General features: G+C 56.0%; 12 protein-coding genes. 2 read left to right on the forward strand and 10 right to left on the reverse strand.

Annotation, left to right across the window (positions count from 1 at the left end):
- Positions 1-35: 35 nt before the first annotated feature.
- The 9 genes from ACIQYU_RS04055 to wecB all read right to left on the reverse strand — a co-directional run bounded on the left by ACIQYU_RS04055 (position 36) and on the right by wecB (position 15,302).
- Complete coding sequence (locus ACIQYU_RS04055) at positions 36-419, reverse strand: hypothetical protein (RefSeq protein ID WP_402798333.1); 384 nt, start codon at positions 417-419, stop codon at positions 36-38.
- Positions 420-491: 72 nt separating this feature from the next.
- The gene (locus ACIQYU_RS04060) at positions 492-1,709 is read right to left on the reverse strand and encodes a glycosyltransferase family 4 protein (protein WP_402798335.1); all 1,218 of its coding nucleotides are present in this window, start codon (positions 1,707-1,709) and stop codon (positions 492-494) included.
- A gap of 6 nt (positions 1,710-1,715) precedes the next feature.
- On the reverse strand, positions 1,716-2,951 hold the full coding sequence (locus ACIQYU_RS04065; protein WP_233687195.1) for a glycosyltransferase family 4 protein: 1,236 nt from the start codon (positions 2,949-2,951) through the stop codon (positions 1,716-1,718).
- The gene (locus ACIQYU_RS04070; RefSeq protein WP_233687194.1) at positions 2,948-4,687 is read right to left on the reverse strand and encodes a hypothetical protein; all 1,740 of its coding nucleotides are present in this window, start codon (positions 4,685-4,687) and stop codon (positions 2,948-2,950) included. The genes ACIQYU_RS04065 and ACIQYU_RS04070 overlap by 4 nt, the downstream gene beginning before the upstream one ends.
- 42 nt (positions 4,688-4,729) lie before the next feature.
- Positions 4,730-5,143 (reverse strand): hypothetical protein, encoded by a 414-nt coding sequence (locus tag ACIQYU_RS04075; protein WP_233687193.1) that lies wholly within the window; start codon positions 5,141-5,143, stop codon positions 4,730-4,732.
- Positions 5,144-5,155: 12 nt separating this feature from the next.
- A complete protein-coding gene (locus tag ACIQYU_RS04080; RefSeq protein WP_233687192.1) occupies positions 5,156-6,958 on the reverse strand; it encodes a DUF6270 domain-containing protein in 1,803 nt (600 codons plus the stop codon).
- Between the two features lie 4 nt (positions 6,959-6,962).
- A complete protein-coding gene (locus ACIQYU_RS04085; RefSeq protein ID WP_233687191.1) occupies positions 6,963-12,887 on the reverse strand; it encodes a glycosyltransferase in 5,925 nt (1,974 codons plus the stop codon).
- A 13-nt stretch (positions 12,888-12,900) separates the two neighbouring features.
- Positions 12,901-14,163 carry a UDP-N-acetyl-D-mannosamine dehydrogenase gene (wecC, locus tag ACIQYU_RS04090; protein WP_233687190.1) on the reverse strand — a complete coding sequence of 421 codons (1,263 nt, stop codon included), beginning with the start codon at positions 14,161-14,163 and terminating at the stop codon, positions 12,901-12,903.
- On the reverse strand, positions 14,160-15,302 hold the full coding sequence (gene wecB / locus ACIQYU_RS04095; protein WP_325176030.1) for a non-hydrolyzing UDP-N-acetylglucosamine 2-epimerase: 1,143 nt from the start codon (positions 15,300-15,302) through the stop codon (positions 14,160-14,162). The genes wecC and wecB overlap by 4 nt, the downstream gene beginning before the upstream one ends.
- A gap of 689 nt (positions 15,303-15,991) precedes the next feature.
- On the opposite strand from wecB, the gene ACIQYU_RS04100 reads away from it, so the two are divergent.
- The gene (locus tag ACIQYU_RS04100) at positions 15,992-16,327 is read left to right on the forward strand and encodes a ComEA family DNA-binding protein (protein ID WP_085590160.1); all 336 of its coding nucleotides are present in this window, start codon (positions 15,992-15,994) and stop codon (positions 16,325-16,327) included.
- Between the two features lie 188 nt (positions 16,328-16,515).
- On the opposite strand, the gene ACIQYU_RS04105 is transcribed toward ACIQYU_RS04100, so the two are convergent.
- Complete coding sequence (locus ACIQYU_RS04105) at positions 16,516-16,683, reverse strand: DUF2897 family protein (RefSeq protein ID WP_010952850.1); 168 nt, start codon at positions 16,681-16,683, stop codon at positions 16,516-16,518.
- Between the two features lie 181 nt (positions 16,684-16,864).
- On the opposite strand from ACIQYU_RS04105, the gene pyrF reads away from it, so the two are divergent.
- A complete protein-coding gene (gene pyrF, locus ACIQYU_RS04110; RefSeq protein ID WP_233687188.1) occupies positions 16,865-17,566 on the forward strand; it encodes an orotidine-5'-phosphate decarboxylase in 702 nt (233 codons plus the stop codon).
- Positions 17,567-17,666 lie beyond the last annotated feature (100 nt).

Genomic DNA, 17,666 nt, shown 5'->3' on the forward strand with positions numbered 1-17,666 from the left:
TGCAAGCTGGTCCAGAATCGCTCAGAGGATGCTGGTTATTGCTGTTTTTCTTGCCAGTAAATGCTGACTACGGCTGGACTCTTGTCATTAATCAGAACGCCAATGGTTGGCGAGTTTTTCTTGACGTAATGAACCTTCAGCGTTGTCGACGCTACGTTTGTCTGTTCGGAAACAGCATAACCCAAGGTGCGGAAGTGCTCGTCAAATTTTGCTTTTGTAGCATCTTGTGCGAGCGTGTACTGAACCTCATAGCTCTTGAATGTACCGTTTTCAATAGGTTTGCTGGTGTTCTTGGTGATGCTGCCCTCAAGGGTCAGTTTCTCGCCCGAGGGGAGTTGAATATCAACGCCTTTTTCCTCATTGCAGCCGCCCAAAGCGAGCAGGCAGGACAAAACGGCAACGCAGGTGATTTTTTTCATTTTGAACTATAAACCTAGGGTTGTTAGTGTTGAGACGTAATTTCGGATTTTACCAAGCTTGGCAGCGGGTTGCTATTCCGTTTGCTTGAACTCCGCATGCTTGGGTGAGGTTTTGAGCAAGTCGAAGGCCATCCTCCTTTTGATAGCTTTTCGTGAATACTTTTGTATGAATTCATTTCGGGTAGTCTGGCGAAACTCCAGGCTTCTGAAGGATCTTATTGCGTCCTCGATATCGCATGGATTGAAAACGGCTGCATTCTGAATTCGGGTGCTGGCAAAGCGGCCTGGGTAGCCCGACAGACCGGCCAATATTGGTTTTTCAGTCGCTGCGTACTCGAACAGTTTGGATGGTAGCACGCGACGGAACGCCTTCATGTCATTCAGGTGCAAAAACAGAACATCAGCTTCACGATAGAGTTTAAGTAGGGCATCGCGCTTCATTGGCTGAGCCAGGTAAACATTGCTCACCTTTTCGTTTTCAAGCGCTTTTTTAAGCCGCTCAGCAGCACCGCCAGATCCAATGATGTGGAAATCCACTTCCTTTTCCAGGCGTTTGGCCAGTTGCGGCACGATCAGATGTAAACCTTGGCCTGCACCTATGTTCCCTGCATATACAATTTTTAGTTTGCGTGGTGTTGCGGGAAGGCTTTGCGTTGCAAATGTCGCTGGGAGCGGTGTCAGGAACAGTTCATCGATTCCGTTCGTGTAGAAGGTGAAGGCTTTTTCCGGGTAGCGTTTTTTGAAATAGGGTGTGAATCCGGGTGAAATAAGATTCACTTTGGCGGCTTGCCGGATGGTGGTAGCTTCTACCGATGAAAAGATTGCAGACGCTATTCTTCCAAGTGCCGGAGGCAGCACCCCTTGCAAGGTGTCGACAAAAATGTCTCTGATGTCCAGGTATAGCTTGGTCCCTGTTCTTTTGGAGATATAGGCTCCTAGCGAAGCGGTCATCAGACGTGACGAGGTGGCGAAGATCAAGTCATATTGCTTGTTTCTGGCTACCTTGCGCACTTGCATGGCAAAACTGCCGAAAGAAAAAGCCTGGTCAACGAAACCACTTTTGTGTGAAGGTACTGCAAGACGCTGAACAGTGAGATTGGAAAACCGTTCATAGCTGGGTGCGGTGGCCTTGAAGGTGTGATATCGATTGGGCTGAGTGGTGATGACATCGATTTCCACGTGGTCGCTAACATTATCCAGAAGCGCGTTTACCAGAGCTTCCGCACGGAAAGATCCTGCCGACAAGTCCGGTGGATAGTAAAAGCTTAAAAAGAGAATGCGAGTTTTCACGGCCGGTTACCTTGCTTGAATCGGGGCAAACAACACCCGTTCATAAAGATCGATTAGGCTCTTTTCCTGTGTTTCCCAATTCAAATTCCGTGCGGTATTTTTTGCATTGTGTGCAAAGCGTTCACGAAGCTCGCAATCGCCAAGCAACTTGATTAGGGTGTCGCTTAACGCCCGCTCGTCATTCCCAGGTACCAGCAAACCGATTTCATTGGCTCTGACAATTTTACGGATTTCTGGAAAGTCAGTGGCCACCACCGGCAACCCGGCGATCACATATTCGAAGAGCTTGTTTGAATCCGTCGTGTAATGATTTAGGCAGGTGTTCTCGATTGGCTGTACACCAATGTCGGCGGATGCTGTATAGGCCGGCAATTCTGCCAATGCCACTGTCGGTATGAAGTGAACTTTATGTTGAATATTCAGTTCATGTGCCAATGCCATGAGCGGCTGAGCCAGCCTGCCACCGCCTATCAACACGAAGAAGCAATCAGGCACATGCTGTGCGCAGCGGATCAGCTTTTCCAGACCACGCCCTTGTTGCAAGCCACCCTGGTACACCACGATCGGCCATGGTTCAAGCAGTCCCAGTTCATCCCTGATCTTGTTGGAGCGCGGGCTCTCGACAAGTCTTGGGCGGTTTTGCAGTACCAGTGGCCGCTCCACGCCGTAGGCTCTGGCGAAGTATTTGGCGCGTGCGTCGGTGGTGGTGATGGTGCCATTGGCAGACGGCATCAGCCATTTTTCGACGAACCCCACCACTTTTCTCAAGCTCTTGTAACCTTCGCGGCTGGTACTTATTTCATGTGCGTCATATACCAGCTTGGCTCGCGACAGTTTTGCAGCCAGCCAGGCGGTCGGCAGGGTATTTACATCATGTGAATGAACCACCGGAGCACGGTACTCAAGCATCTTGAGTAGCAGGGCAAAGTGGGTCCAGCCGCGCGCGATGGCTCTGAATACCAGCATCTTGAGGCTGGGTTTGATCGAGGCAGGTTTGGCTGCCTCGACAGTGGCCTTGGCGGTAACCGGTATATTTTTCTTTCGCAGTTTCCACAGGGGGGACCGGGCTACGCGCACAACTTCAATGCCGTCCTGCAGTACAGTGTGCTCCTGGGTAACGCCTGGCGTATGTAGCGCAAACACCCTCACCTTGTAGCCTGCACGTTGCAGCGTTTGCGCTTCCTTCATTACGCGCGCGTCATTCAGGAACTCATTCCAGACGATCATTGAGACTTTTGTCATTGCGTCGCCACCTCTGCAGCTGCAGGTGTATCAAAAATTTCAATGCAATTAACGATGTCGGGTGTCAATGCAAGGGCCGCCGAATAGTCTTTTCGCACGATATGTCTTTCCAGCATGTACATCAGTGCGGCCAACCACACTTTATGAGGGTCGATCGACGCCAGCGCCTGGCGTTGATCTGCGCTGCGCAGTGTTTCAAACAGTGCATCCTTCTGGGCAACAGGCCAGCTGCAGCCAATTGCTTCGATTCGCCAATTGCTCCAGTGGCTGAGCACAAAGCCGGTAGCAGGTGAAGCCAGAAGCGTGTTGTTGGTGATGTCCAGCGGTACGATCTGGCGGGGAAGCGTGGCGAGATAGCCGTTGATGGCAGGCAAGTTGTCGATGATATTATCGACATTACTTGTGTCCTCCTCGTTGATGCAGGCCAGGCGCAACGCGTTGATTGTGGTTTCATCCAGGCGCTGCTCAAGGTACAGGCGTGTACGCGTAAACTGCGTGATCAGCTCTGCAGAGGGCTCGAGCAGCAGCAGTTTTCGTGCGATCGCAAGAATGCCTTCGCCAATTTTCCGGCCGCCGATCAGCTTTTCAGCGCCGTCAAACTTGTAGACATGGCAGTCAATGTCGTTCACTCGATAGTGACCAACGAATGGCAGGTCTGGAAGGCCATGTTGCGTAGTCAGCAGCGTGCGCTCCTGCAAGGCGGAAGACGAAATGTTGCTGCCAAATACTTTGACCAGCAGTGTACCGGTGTCGTCCTGCTGTTCCAGTTGCAGGGTGAACGCGTAAATATCGGCAAAGCCGACCTGGTGCCAATGCATCTTGTAGCCGTCGGCTGCTTCTAGGCCCAGTTTATCAAGCAGTGCCTTGACCCACTTTTCCCTGTTCTCGGCATCCAGAATGTATTCCAGGCCGTTACTCTGAGGTCGAAGCTCGATAAGAGGCTGGGATTGATAGAACAATGCGTTGACTTGTCGATGCTGAATACGCAGGCCGATCACGTCCAGGATCATGCTGGACAGCCTCTGCAGCCCTTGGCGCATAATCAGCACGGCAATCACTGCATTGAAAATCTTGCTGTGCTGGTAATATAGGAAGTCGGTAACCAGGAAGAAAAAGCTCAGGAGAAAGCCGGTTGCGGCCAGGGCGTTGAGAATCGGGCCGTAATGATGATGAAAGCTTTCGCGGACTCTTCTGATGTGGTTGTAGGCCAGGACGCTAACGCTGCTGGCAATGACCAGGTAAACAAGAATCGCGAGCAGCAAGCTTGGGTACACATACAATAATGCGAGCGCGCTCAGGCTGAAGAAAGCTGCGCCGGCCATGGCACGATTGAAGCGCGAGTAAGCATTGGTGGCAATCTTTTCCTGATTCTCGAACAGGTTCAGCTTCGAAGTGCGTGCCAGAAGCTTTTGCGTGCCGTTGCGACAAAGCAGCGCGCTGGCCAGTTCTGATAACAGGTAGGCGATGTAGCAAAGCGCTGCCGCTGCGGTCAGTGAATAGATCAGATGATCCTTTTCAAGCGTATGCAAAACGGACGGGAAATAGGCAGGTATTCTTTCCGAGCCCAGCAGAATGATGACTTTGAGTGGCAGGAAGAACGCCAAGAGAAGAAATATCTGGCTCGCTAAAGTGCTGATTTGGACCAAAAGCGTAATAATGGGTACAACCCGGACGAATTTTACGCCCAGGGAAATGCACCAACCGGTAGTCGCTTTGATCTGCTGTTGAAGTTTCATATCAAACCGCAAGCGTATGTGCAAATTTCGTGCTTGTTTCCATCACTTTTCCTGCCAATAAATACTGGCGAGAGTTTCGTAACCGTCATCCTTGTTTTGTGTGGTGAAAATTGCGCCAATCGGAGGTACAGACTTTTTGTAATACTGTACCTTGAACTGATTGGCGTCATTGACGATGATCTTGCGGGTGTAGCCATTGGCTTTCAGTACCGCGTATACGTCATTTTCGGCTATTTTATCCACACCGGAGTAAACGAATTCATGCATGCTCAGGAAGCCCGCATTGTTGGGTTTCCTGTGCGATTTCTGATGCGTCCCTCTGAGTAGCACGTAAGTGGAGTCACTCAGATGCAGGGCATTGGCAGGCTTTACATCTGTAATTACATCGGCTGCAGGTGGCTGTTCGCAACCGGTCAGCATTGCCAGCAGCGCGATAATGAAAACGTATGGCTTCATGGTGTGGTCACTTCAATTGATGATCCGTGCCAGCAACTGCCTGGCAACGGTGCTGTAGTAGGTGCCATGGTAGTAATAGGGGCAGAATGCCCACTTGTGCTCGTTTTTCGAGACGTATTGCACCATCTTCGCTAAGGCTTGTTTGGCAATGGTTCTGTAATACGAACTGTCATAGTGATAGGGGCAATAGGCCCAACGCGGGGCGCCACCGGCTATCAGCCCGGCATCCTTGCCACCAATTCGCTCTACCGGGACTGTCGAGTCTTCCAGACTGTCCAGCATCGGGTCGATGATTGCATTGTTCAGATCGATCAGGCCCTGGAATGTGCTGCCAGCGAAGCTGGCAACGACCTCTTTGCTCTTGTACTGGCTCGCCCAGTTGGCCTGATGCACAAAAATGTTCGGGCACAGGCTGGCCACGCGATCCAGGAACATGGGCAGGGCCCAGGCGCGCAGCTGCTTTGCCTGTTCACTCCAAGGGGCCTGCACGGTGTATTCGATACCGCATTTAGCCAACGTCTTGAGCATCATCGGGCTGGCCGTCACGATCGAGGTCCCAAATGTGGCAATGCCAATGCTCTCGTCAAAGAAGTCCACAATGACGATGTCGGGGCGAGATAGTTCGAGCTGTTGCCAATGCTCTTTCGAAGCATCCCACTTAACGCGCTTGGCCTCTGCGCCTTCTGTTTCAACGCTGAACCGTGCATCGAGACATGGCGGCGCCATGTAGGAAATCACCGACGATTGAGACATGTAGAAACACACCTCAAAGCGCTCCAGCGTCTTTTTCTGGAACTTGAACAGATTATGGGAAGCGCTTGAGCCAAGAATTGCGACGCGTATCTTGCCTGACCCCGTTTTGACGGGGTTCGGCCGCGATGCCTTTATTTCAAGCCTGGCCTTCTGTGACAAGAGGCTGTTCACCACCTCTGTATCGGGGCCGTCAATGTTCTTCTGCTCAGCCTTGAGTTGTTGGCGTACGTTGTTGAGTTTCTCTAGGTACTTGTGAGGCATGCCCAGCGGCGATTGCCTGAGTAGTTGGCTCAGGTAGTCGAGCCGTGGTTGTTGCAGGCCAAACCGTGCAAACAGGGCTGGGTCGAAACCTTTGACGCTTTCGGGGGTGCCAAGTATGCGCGCCCGAGCGCCAAAGAAATAGGAATCGCTAAGTGGATGCTTGGTATAGAGGTACAGTGGCTCTTCACGTTTGAGGTGAATGTGCTCGGCAGGGATCTGCTGCTGCTCCAGGGTGGTGACGACAAGATGATGCGCATACTGGGTAATCGCATGTGTCTTGGGGCCACTGGTTTTGTCGACCATCGTCAGCGCCAGAGCCAGCGTGTCGTAATCCACTGGGCGATAGCATTGGTCCGAAGGCAGAAATTCCAGGCCATTCTTCAGCGAGATCAATAACACCTCCGAGATATTGTGCTCGGAGGTGGCCTCGGACTGAATCAGGTCGATGACGCTTTCATGGATACAGTCATCGTCGTCAATGCGTGACGTGACCAGTGTCGCCGCATTGACCCCCTTGAGCAGAAGCATGACTTCGCGGCTGACCATGCTGTAGTCGCTGACCTGAAGCGTGCGAGCATTCAGGTCGGTGTCGCGCAGCAACTGCTCAAGGCGCGTGCGGTGCAGGACCGGTAATGCTTCATCAATGAAGATGATCCACTCGAAGCCTTGATTACTTTGGTTGGCCAAGGATGGGAGAACGGTGTTGGCAAAGATCTCCAGCCTGTAGGACAGCCACAGTTCATCCTTGATGCCGATACCAAAATTGGTGAAAACAAAGTGCTTCAAAGCGGATTTCAACATATCTTCAATGGTTCTGAATCACTGCGATTTCCCGCTCTGCCATCTTGTAGCTGGCGCTTTGCCCGCGAACTCGATTGGCCGCAGCCTTGGATTTTTCCACGAAGGTATTGCCATTGAGGTACATCTCCTCAATCGCTTGAGCCAGTTGCTCGTAGTTTTCTGGTTCGACCACGTAGCCGGAGGTGTTGTCGACAAACTCGGGAACGGCGGCTACAGCCGTAGTGACCGGCACCAGGCCTGACGACATGGCTTCGTCGCGGGATACCCCCTGGGTGTCCATGCGGCTCGGGCAAAGGAAGATGCCGTAGTCCTTGTGCGTATCGGCAATTTCCGTGTGGTTGAGGAAGCCCTGCTGGATCTTGACGTTGCTGAACTTGCGCAGCGGTTCCAGGGTTTCCTCAAACAGTGGGCCGTCACCGATCAGGCAGAACTCCATGTCGTTGAACCAGGATTTGCCCGCGAGGCTTTGTATCGCTTTCACGGTCAGGTCGTTGGCATAGGTCTTCGAGGTATATGGACGAATGGACAGCACTTTCTTGCGTTGCTCGACCGACTTCTCGCGATGGTCGAACAAGTCGGTGTTGATCGGGTTATGAATGATCTCGAACTGGTCTTCCGGTAGGCGGAATCCAAGGTCTTCCATCACTTCTTCCGCGAAGTAGCGCGATACGAACACCAGTTTCAGGTTCGAGTGCATCGGTTGTAGCAGTTCGCGCCAGAACGTCATGCGTTTTTCGCTGGCGAGCTTGCCCAGGCGCAATTGCTCCTCGGTGGTGAAGTTGAACTCACGACGCCACCAAGGCTGGATATCTGCACCATGTACCCAGACAGTGATGCGCGTGCTATTCAGGAACGGACGAAGTGCGCTCCACATCTGCTCATCAAGGAAGTGCACGAGGATCGACTTGTAGCGATTTTTCTCGAGCATCTTTGTCAAGGTCGAAGTGCAGCCGGTAACCACGTCGACGTTCTGGAACTCGTGGTAGCTGACCGTTTCGTTCGGTCGAAGCCGGAATACGTCTACGTTGACCCCACGTTCCTGATAGGCCGTGACCCGAGTGTGCACGAACTTGTTGCGGTACAGGTCGGCGTAGGTCGGGTAATGGTTGGTCAGTAGCAAGTGCTCGCCGCGGCCCATCATTTCAGATGGCTGCAGGTTGCGGTGCCCCAAGACCAGTGCCTTCAGTTCTGTGCTGCCGGCAGCATAGGCGCGCAGACCGAAGCGAATGTAGACGGCCTCCGGTGGAATGTCGGCAGTCTGGTTGCGATTGGCATACTGCATTACATGACTGATACGTTGCTTGTCGGCATCCAGGAACAGCACGACCAGCTGCAGGTTCAGGCCAGGGGTGCAGTCAACGAACAGCTTAAGACGGCCATCTTCGCAGCCCAACTCATCCACACGGACTTCCTGCTGGGCATAGATATATTCATGCTTGCCATCGGCGAGCTTTGAGTGCACGCGCCAGGTATCGCCGTCGACGGCCAGGTCAACGAACTTGTTGCGGATGACGCCAAACATATCGGCCAAACCGCGCCCGGTGATCTCCGGTGCGTCGTGGCTGATCTGCAGCGGGGCAATGGACTCCGCGCGTGCTTGCAACTGGTCGATGGTCATGCCGAGGTTCAGCTCGAGGTCGTCGACCTTGGCGCTAATGTTTTCATGCTGTGCAGCGCCGTTCTCGCAATAGTTGAACGGGTCGATGGCCAGGCCTTGAGCATGGGTGTACTGCAGCGACGGCAGGTTCTTAAGCCAATTGCGCAGCGGCTGTCCGGAAACGATTTCGGTAGCAACCAATGAACGACGGGCGCTCAGCGTCTGGGTCGGACGATAGGCCTGTTCGTTCCACTGCAGTTCGGCATTGTGGCCCTTGCAGGTGAAGTGGGCCGCTTTACCGACTACCTGGGCGCGGCTGTAGCGGGTAGCCAGCGCCAGGTCGAGCAGATAGTTCGGGCCATAGTAGTCGCCAGGCACAAAGGCCGCGACCCATGGTGTATTGCCAACCAGCTCGCCCAGCGAGGTCTTTTTCAACTGCGCTGGCTTGAGCACCAAGATGCGTGGATCATCGCTGACGATACTGCTCTGGTAGGCATCGCTGATGATGACCATACGCACCTGGCTATAGGTCTGGCGGTTCAGGTGGGCGCGCAACGTGTCGAACTGTTCGCGGTCCTGGGCTTCACCGATCACTACGATTTCCGGGAGGCGCTGGGCCCTCGGGGTGCCGGTGACCTTGCTCATTACATATTCCAGGCGCTGGGTGTAGGTGTGCTCCTGCATCACTTTGCGCAGGGCTGCCAGCCGCAGCTTGTCACTGTTCAGCGGGTCTTCGGCCAACAATTGCAGGCGGCGCAGCATTTCCTCGCCGTTGTCGGTGGTAACGACCAGGTCGCCGAACAGCAGGCGTACACCGCGCGAGAAGTTGCTCACGGTCAGGGTGTTGCAGCCGAGCAATTCGAAGACGCGCCGGGCAAACATCGATTGCGATTGCTTGATTGAGTTCAGGTTGATCGCATAGCGGTAGCCCTTGTAGGCCGTGTCAATCTTCTCGAAGGGCAGGGTACCGACGATATAGGGCTGGTATTCCTCTGGGAACTGGTAGTTCGAATCGTTCTTGCCGAAGTTGCGGTCGAAGATTTCCAGCGGGCGGAATTTCGGCAGCTCGCAGACGAAGTTGCCCAAGTCGCGGGTACGCTCGGGGTAACGAACGTAGTAGGCCCCGGCAAAGCAGAAGGCGTCCTTGCGTTCGTACAGCTCGACCGGGTTGTGCAGTGCAGGCTGGCAGGCGAACGGCAGCAGGTAGACGCGGTCGTGACCGAGTGCTCCTTTATAGCGGTGAATACAGTCGATATCGGTGGTGAACACGTGGTCGAACTGTTTGGCGGTGGTCAGGAAGGTCTCGAAGTGAACCGGGTCTTCCTTGTTCCAGAATACGGTCGGAACTTTGTGCTGACGGCACCAGGCAAGAATGTCCTGCAACTCCTGGCCGTTGTGGCCGACTTTGCTGCCCCATAGGTCATCCTTGCCGCGCCAGGCGGACTCGATGAACAGCAATTCCGGGCCAAAGCCTTCGATTTCCGCTTTCCAGTTGGTTGGGGTGAGCGGCATCAGGTCACATTCATAGCGATAGGAGCCGAAGGTGAACTCATCCATCACGCACGCCACTTTCAGGCGGCTGACAGGCTGGTCCGCCTGACGCAGCAGGGTGGTGCGGCTCTGCTCGCTGGTTGGCAGGGCTGCCGGCAGCTTCAGGTAGTTTTCATCTTGTACCGGGGCCGGCGGCAGTAGCGCCTTGCGCGGTTCGTTGGCCAGCAGCTTCTGCTCGTTTTGCTGGCGTTGCTGGCTGGCTTTGCGGTACAGGCGCAGCAGGCGCACTGGCAGCTTGACCAGGCCGCCCAGCGAAGTGGCGCTGTTCTTGATCTGGTAGCCAAGCTGATAGGTCATGCTCGCACGGGTTTTGACCAGGCGCTGCTCTGCCAGGTGGCGCTGTGTATTGGCGCGCCCGAGGTTTTCATTGAGCTCGTCGATCTTGCGCTGCTGAGCGGCACTGCGTTCAAGCAACTGATTGAGGCTGGCCTTTAGCTGTGGGATTTGTTCGCCGGTCAGGGCGCGGTACTTCATGTTTGCCGCACCCAACCCTGCCTTGGACGAGTTGAGCTCGGTTTCAAGTTGCTGGCGTAAACCTTGCCATTCTTGATTAGTAGCAGCGAGGCTGGCTTCGGCTGCCTGACGGCTGGCGCTTTCAAGCATCAATTGCTCTTCCAGCATCTCTTTGGCCTGGTTGAGCGACGCAATGGTCTCTGTAAGGGCCGCCCGCGCTTCTGCAGCTTCAGTATTGGCAAAGGTTAGCTTTTGCAGCTGGTCTTCCAACTGGGTACGTTGTTCAACCAAGGCATTGATGGAGTTTGCCTGGGCGGCATGCTCACGCTGGCTTTGTGCCTGAACGTCATTCATAAGCTGCAACTGAACTTCCAGTTCAGCTTGCCGGCTTTGCAGCAGTGCGACCGTGTCAGCCTGAGTTGCATTGGCCAGCTGGCTTTGAAGCTGCAGCTCGTTCATGGCTTGCCGCTGCTTGGTCAGCTCAGCCTCCAGTTCAGCTTGACGTGCCTTCAACAGGGCAATGGTCTCTGCCTGAGCAGCGTCGGCCCGTTGGGTTTGGGCCTGCAATTCGTTCATATACTCCAACTCGCTTTCAAGTTCGGCTTCCAGTTCCGCTTGGCGCATGCGCAGCGTGGTAATCGTGTTGTCTTTCTCAGCAATATCCTGCTTGCTTTGGGATTGCAGGCGGGTCGTTGCCTCAATCTGGTCTTGCAACTCGATACCCATCGTCGCCAACTGTTCGTGCAATCCTGCGATGGTTTCGAGGTGGGCAGCGTTGGCTTGGTCAGCCTGGGCCTGAAGCTCGCTTGTCGCCTGCAAGTGGCGTTCGAGGTCGGATTCCAGTGCCGTTTTCTGTGCCTGCAACTCTGCGATGTTCTGCAGATGGGCCGCCTCTGCGCGTTGAGCCTGAGCTTGATAGTCGCTCATTGCCTGCACCTGGCTTGCCAGTTCGGCTTGCAATGCAGCCTGTTGTGCTCGCAACGCGGTGATCGCGTCGATATGCTCTGCGTTGTTCTGTTGGGCATCGAGCAGTAGGTCGGCCGTTTGTTGCAGCTGGCTTTCGTGTTCGGCTGTCAATGCTGCCTGATAGGCGCGCAGATCGGTGATGGTGGCGATATGGCCATCATTGGTTTCCCGTGTCTGAGACAGTTGCTTGGTAACTGCCTTGAGCTGCTCATCCTGAACCTGTTGCTTTTCTGCCGAGCTACGTATTTCGTCAATTGCCTCAGTCAATTGCTTTTGCGTTTTGGCGTGCTGATTCTGCAGGTCATCGAGTTGCCGCTGCGCATCAACCAGGTCTTTTGCGCGAGCCTCTTCAACCGCCGCTAACTTCTGCTCCAGTTGACCATACTGCTCAGTCGCTACACGGTACTTTTTGTTGGCTTCCACCAGCCGCTGCGTGGTCTCCTCAATCTCCTGGACACGCTGTGCCTTGGCCTCGAGGATTTCTCGGTTGGTTTTTTGCAGCGTTGCGATATCCGCTTCGCGCGTTTGCAACTGCCTGGAAAGCGCTTCAACTTTTTGCGCTTCTGGCCTGAGCAGCGTGATTTGCTCAGTAGCAGTGCGGTATTTCTTGTTCGCCTCTTCCAGGCGCTTGTTCATCGCAGCGATATTTTCACGCAAGCTGCGTTCGACCGATTCGAACGCCCTTTCCAGCTCGCGAACCCGTTCAATGGACAGCGAGTCGATAGCACCCGGCTTGTGCGTTTCGCTCTTCACGGCAACGATGCCCAGCCACTTGCCGAGCATCTTCACGTCGATGATCTGCAAGTGCTCGGCCAGCAGCCGGAACGGTTCCATCAGGTAGAACGTGTGCTTGTGGTCAATGAAGTCATTGACCCCGAACGGCACGGTAATCACCACTCGGCCACCCTGCTTGAGCAGGTCGTAGGCCTTTTCGATGAACAGCTCCGGGCGTACCAGGTGCTCGAGCACTTCGCTGATGACAACGGTGTCCGGTTCGACCTCGAGCGTATCCAGCGCGAGGAAGTCTGAATTGATATACGTGACGTTCTGCTGGATGTGGACCGGTTCGGCAGACAGGTAGCCCTTGGCCTCTTCGATGGCTTGCGGGCTGGTGTCCACGCCGGTGACCAGGCAGCCTTCACGTGCCAGCAGCAGGGGCACGATGCCCTGCGAGCAGCCAACATCCAGGATCCGGCGCCCTTTGACCTGGGCGCAGATCCAGTGGATGCGGGACTGCGTTTCCCGCATGAACTGATCCCCCAGCTTGCCGTAATAGGCTTCCATCACGCGGTCATGAATATCGGCCAAAGGTGAGGGCTGCTCTGTGTTCACGGTAGGTTTCTCAAGCGTGGGGTTGTTCATGCGGTTGGGTTCATCAAGCCTGGGTAACGCCAGCGGCGTCGATCACGAATGCTGCTTCACGTACCTTGAAGGTGCCGCGGAATTCGCGGTGTTTCACCAGCAGTACGTGGATGTCGGCGCTATCCTGCGCGTAGTCGAAGTCCACGTGCTCGTGGCGCGCCAAGCGCTGCGGCAAGGTTTCGATGTTCGGTTCGACCAGTTGCAGGGTGGCTTCCAGCTCATTGCCCAGGCGCTCGGCGATGCTCAGGGCCGGGCTTTCGCGCAGGTCGTCGATATCGGCCTTGAAGGCCAGGCCGTAGCAGGCAATTTTCACTTGTTGGGCCGACTTGCCCGGGTTCTTGATCAGGAAGTTGGCCAGGGCCATCTTGACCTTGTCGATCACCCACTCGGGCTTGCTGTCGTTGACCACCCGGGCGGTGCGGATCAGGCGCGCCTGCTCTGGGGTCTGGCTGACGATGAACCATGGGTCGACGGCGATGCAGTGGCCGCCGACGCCTGGGCCTGGTTGCAGGATGTTGACGCGCGGGTGGTGGTTGGCCAGGCGAATCAGCTCCCACACATCGATGTCGAGCTTGTCGCAGATGATCGACAGTTCGTTGGCGAAGGCAATGTTTACGTCACGGAAGCTGTTTTCGGTCAGCTTGCACATTTCTGCGGTGCGGGCGTTGGTGACGATGCACTCGCCTTCAACGAAGGTGCGGTACAGGCGTACGGCTGCTTCGGAGCACTTGTTGGTCATGCCGCCGATGATGCGGTCGTTTTCCACCAGCTCGCGCAGCACGTGGCCTGGCAGTACACGCTCAGGGCAGTGGGCAACGCGGATGTCGGAGTCTTCGCCGTGGGTTTGCGGGAAGCTCAGGTCCGGGCGGGCCTGGGCCAGCCAGAAGGCCATCTGCTCGGTAGCGCCGACCGGGGAGGTGGATTCCAGGATGACCAGGTCACCCTTCTTCAGAACGGGCGCGATGGCCTTGCTGGCAGACTCGATGTAGCTCAGGTCCGGCTGGTGGTCATCCATGAACGGGGTTGGTACGGCGATCAGGAAGGCGTCGGCAGCTTCCGGAACAGTGGAGGCACGCAGGAAGCCTTCGGTTACGGCAGCGTGTACCACCATGTCCAGCTCAGGCTCGACAATGTGGATTTCACCACGGTTGATGGTGTCGACTGCATGCTTGTTTACGTCGATGCCGATGACATGCTTCTTGCGGGCGGCGAAAACGGCGGCGGTTGGCAGGCCGATATAGCCCAGGCCTACGACGGAAATTTTATTGAAGCTCATGCTGCGTCCTTGGAGTTAGAGAAGGCTGAGAGTGCGTCGAGGATTCGCGCGCACGCTTTTCCATCGCCGTAAGGATTGTGGGCAAAGCTCATCTCGCGATAGGTCGCATCGTCGGTGAGCAGTTTCGCCAGGTGTTCGGTGATCGATTCCACATCGGTACCCACCAGTTTGACGGTGCCGGCGGCCACGGCTTCCGGGCGCTCGGTGGTGTCACGCATGACCAGTACCGGTTTGCCCAGGGCAGGGGCTTCTTCCTGGATGCCGCCGGAGTCGGTCAGGATCAGGTAGGAACGGGTCATCAGGTAGACGAACGGCAGGTAGTCCAGCGGCTCGATCAGGTGAATGTTGTTGACGTCGGCCAGCAGACGGTTGACCGGTTCGCGCACGTTCGGGTTGAGGTGTACCGGGTACACGATGTCCACGTCAGGAAATTGGCGCGCGGTTTGTACCAGTGCCTGGCAGATGCGTTCGAAGCCGCCACCAAAGTTTTCGCGGCGATGGCCGGTGACCAGCACCATGCGGCGCTCCGGGTTCAGGAAGCTGAACTGTTCTTCGAACTGGCTCTTCAGCGCGGGGCTTTCCAGCTTGCGGACCACTTCCAGCAGCGCGTCGATCACGGTGTTGCCGGTGGTATGGATGGTCGCGGCGTCGATGCCTTCACGCAGCAGGTTGTCCTGCGAGGTGGAGGTGGGCGCGAAGTGCAGGGCGGCCAGTGCGCCGGTCAGGCGGCGGTTGCCTTCTTCCGGCCATGGCGAATACAGGTTGCCAGTGCGCAGGCCGGCTTCCACGTGGGCGATTGGAATCTGCTGGTAGTAGGCGGCCAGGCTGGTAGCCAGGGTTGTCGCGGTGTCCCCGTGCACCAGCACCACGTCGGGCTTGAACTCGGCCAGCACAGGCTTCAGACCCTGCAGGATGGCAGTGGTCACGTCGGTCAGGTCCTGGCCGGGCTTCATGATGTTCAAGTCGTAGTCGGGCGTGATCTCGAACAGCTCCAGTACCTGGTCGAGCATCTGGCGGTGCTGGCCAGTTACGCAGACGCGCGACTCGAAACGGTCGTCCTGGGCAAGGTTGAGGGCCAGGGGGGCCATTTTGATGGCCTCTGGGCGGGTGCCAAATACAGTGAGGGTCTTGAGGGACACGGCGACGGTCTTCTGTGTGTGAGTGAAGGCGGTTGGATCGGGTGCTACGGGTGCGAAACGCGGGTGTTACGCAAGTCGGCCGGGGGGGTGGCGTGGGTAGCGCTACGCACGCAAAAGCGAGCGAGGAGGGGGGAGGGCGGTGAAGAAAAATTCATTTTGGCTCGGATCCTTCAAGCGTAGCGGTTGTCCAACGACCGCAAATTTATCACTTCGTCATCAATATGACATCCCGTCTGGCACGTTTTTTTCCCCTGATCGTCAGAATTTGCCCATATTCATCGATCAATTGGATCCTATTTTCGGAAGTTGCATCAGAAAAAACGATTGTTTGATGTTATTCAGGCATCATGCCAAGAAAGTCAATTCGACTGAGGCATACGACGAACGGGTGGGAGCCTTGTCCGGCAAGGCTTGTAGGAAAAACAACTGCGATTGGTCTGAATGAAACCTAGATTAAACGGGAATTTACCTGGCGGCGAATTGCCATCTCCTTTGTTTCATGAAGTTAACCTGAAATATGGCGTAACGCCATCATTTTTGGGTGGGCGAAGTTGCTTTTTTTAATGTCGGATCCGGTAACGATTAACTGGGCCAAGTGCCTGTTTGCAAAATGGCAGAACCGCTAGGGTTGATTGCGCAGTCGAAGGAAAACGGCTGCTGGAAAATGACCAACCCAAGGAGTGTTCACCATGCGTAACAACGTTCTGTCGTACCTGCTGCTGCCGCTGTTCGCCAGCCTGTCCTTTTCCCTCAGCGCCGCCCCGGCCAGCGCCACGGCGGTGCCCGAGCCGGTGCCGGTGGTAAGCCAGCAGCAGGCCCAGCAGCCGCAGCGGCTGGACCTGAACACCGCCGATGCGCTGACGTTGCAGAAGGAATTGAACGGCATAGGGAAGGCCAAGGCCGAGGCCATCGTGGCTTACCGGGAGGCCAATGGGCCGTTTGCTTCGGTGGATGAACTGCTGGAGATCAAGGGCATTGGCAATGCGTTGCTGGAGCGTAACCGGGACAAGGTGATGGTGGAGTAAATGGGCGAGGAGGGTGAGCCTGTCGGTTTGGGGTTGCCTTCTGGAACCTGGGGCTGCTTTGCAGCCCTTCGACAAGGGGCGCAAAGCACCCCAATAAATACCTAATAAAACAATAAGTTATTTTTTACTTTGCGGTGCGTCAAAATATTGCCTTAAAAGGTGGCTCTTAAACCCTTTACTTTGACCTTTTAGCGGTCTTGCGCATCCTTGGCATCCGCCTCGGCATTGCGTTCGTGCACCTTGCGCAGCTGTTCTTCGGTCAGTGGCAGTTTTTTTGCCGTGTCGCGCAGCAGCATCAGCCCGCCGACGATTGAGCCGAGGGCTATGATGAGTATCAGCCAGGCATACCAGGGCATTTTCGTTCTCCTTTGCTGGTGATGGGCAGCGCTTGTACAAGTGTTGAGCAATTGCCCGTTCCGTAGGTTCAATTATAGGAGCCAGCCACTGTTGGGCCAATTCCGTGACCCGCGGGCCCCAAAGCCTGCGCCACTTCGTTTACAATGCGCGCCGTTTTCGACTTGCCAAGAGACCCTGCCCATGTCCGCCTGCCAGACGCCCCTGATCGTCGCCCTGGATTTCCCTACCCGTGAGGCCGCCCTGAAGCTGGCTGACCAGCTTGACCCTGCGCTGTGCCGGGTGAAGGTTGGCAAGGAGCTGTTCACCAGCAGCGCTTCGGGCATTGTCGAAACCCTGTGCGACAAGGGCTTCGAAGTGTTCCTGGACCTCAAGTTCCACGACATCCCCAACACCACTGCCATGGCGGTGAGGGCTGCGGCCGAAATGGGTGTGTGGATGGTGAACGTGCACTGCTCCGGTGGCCTGCGCATGATGGCGGCTTGCCGCGAGGAGCTGGCCAAGCGCAGCGGCCCGCAGCCGTTGCTGATTGGTGTGACCGTGCTGACCAGCATGGAGCGTGAAGACCTGGCCGGTATCGGCCTGGATGTCGCCCCCCAAGAGCAGGTGCTGCGCCTGGCGGCGCTGGCCCAGAAGGCTGGCATGGACGGTTTGGTGTGCTCGGCGCTGGAGGCCCCGGCACTGAAGGCGGCGCACCCGTCGCTGCAACTGGTGACCCCGGGCATTCGCCCGGCGGGCAGTGCGCAGGATGACCAGCGCCGTATCCTCACCCCGCGCCAGGCACTGGATGCGGGTTCGGATTACCTGGTGATCGGCCGCCCGATCAGCCAGGCCGCCGACCCGGCGCAGGCGCTGGCTGCGGTGGTGGCGGAAATTCGTGGGTAAGTAGCCTGCGTTATCGAAAAGGCCAGCATGAGAGTGCTGGCCTTTTTTGTTTGGCTGCTCCGCGAATGGCACCGCCTTCGGCGGTGATTGCCGGCAAGCC

Source organism: Pseudomonas sp. NPDC096925 (genome assembly GCF_044762545.1).
In the GTDB taxonomy this organism is placed as follows: domain Bacteria; phylum Pseudomonadota; class Gammaproteobacteria; order Pseudomonadales; family Pseudomonadaceae; genus Aquipseudomonas.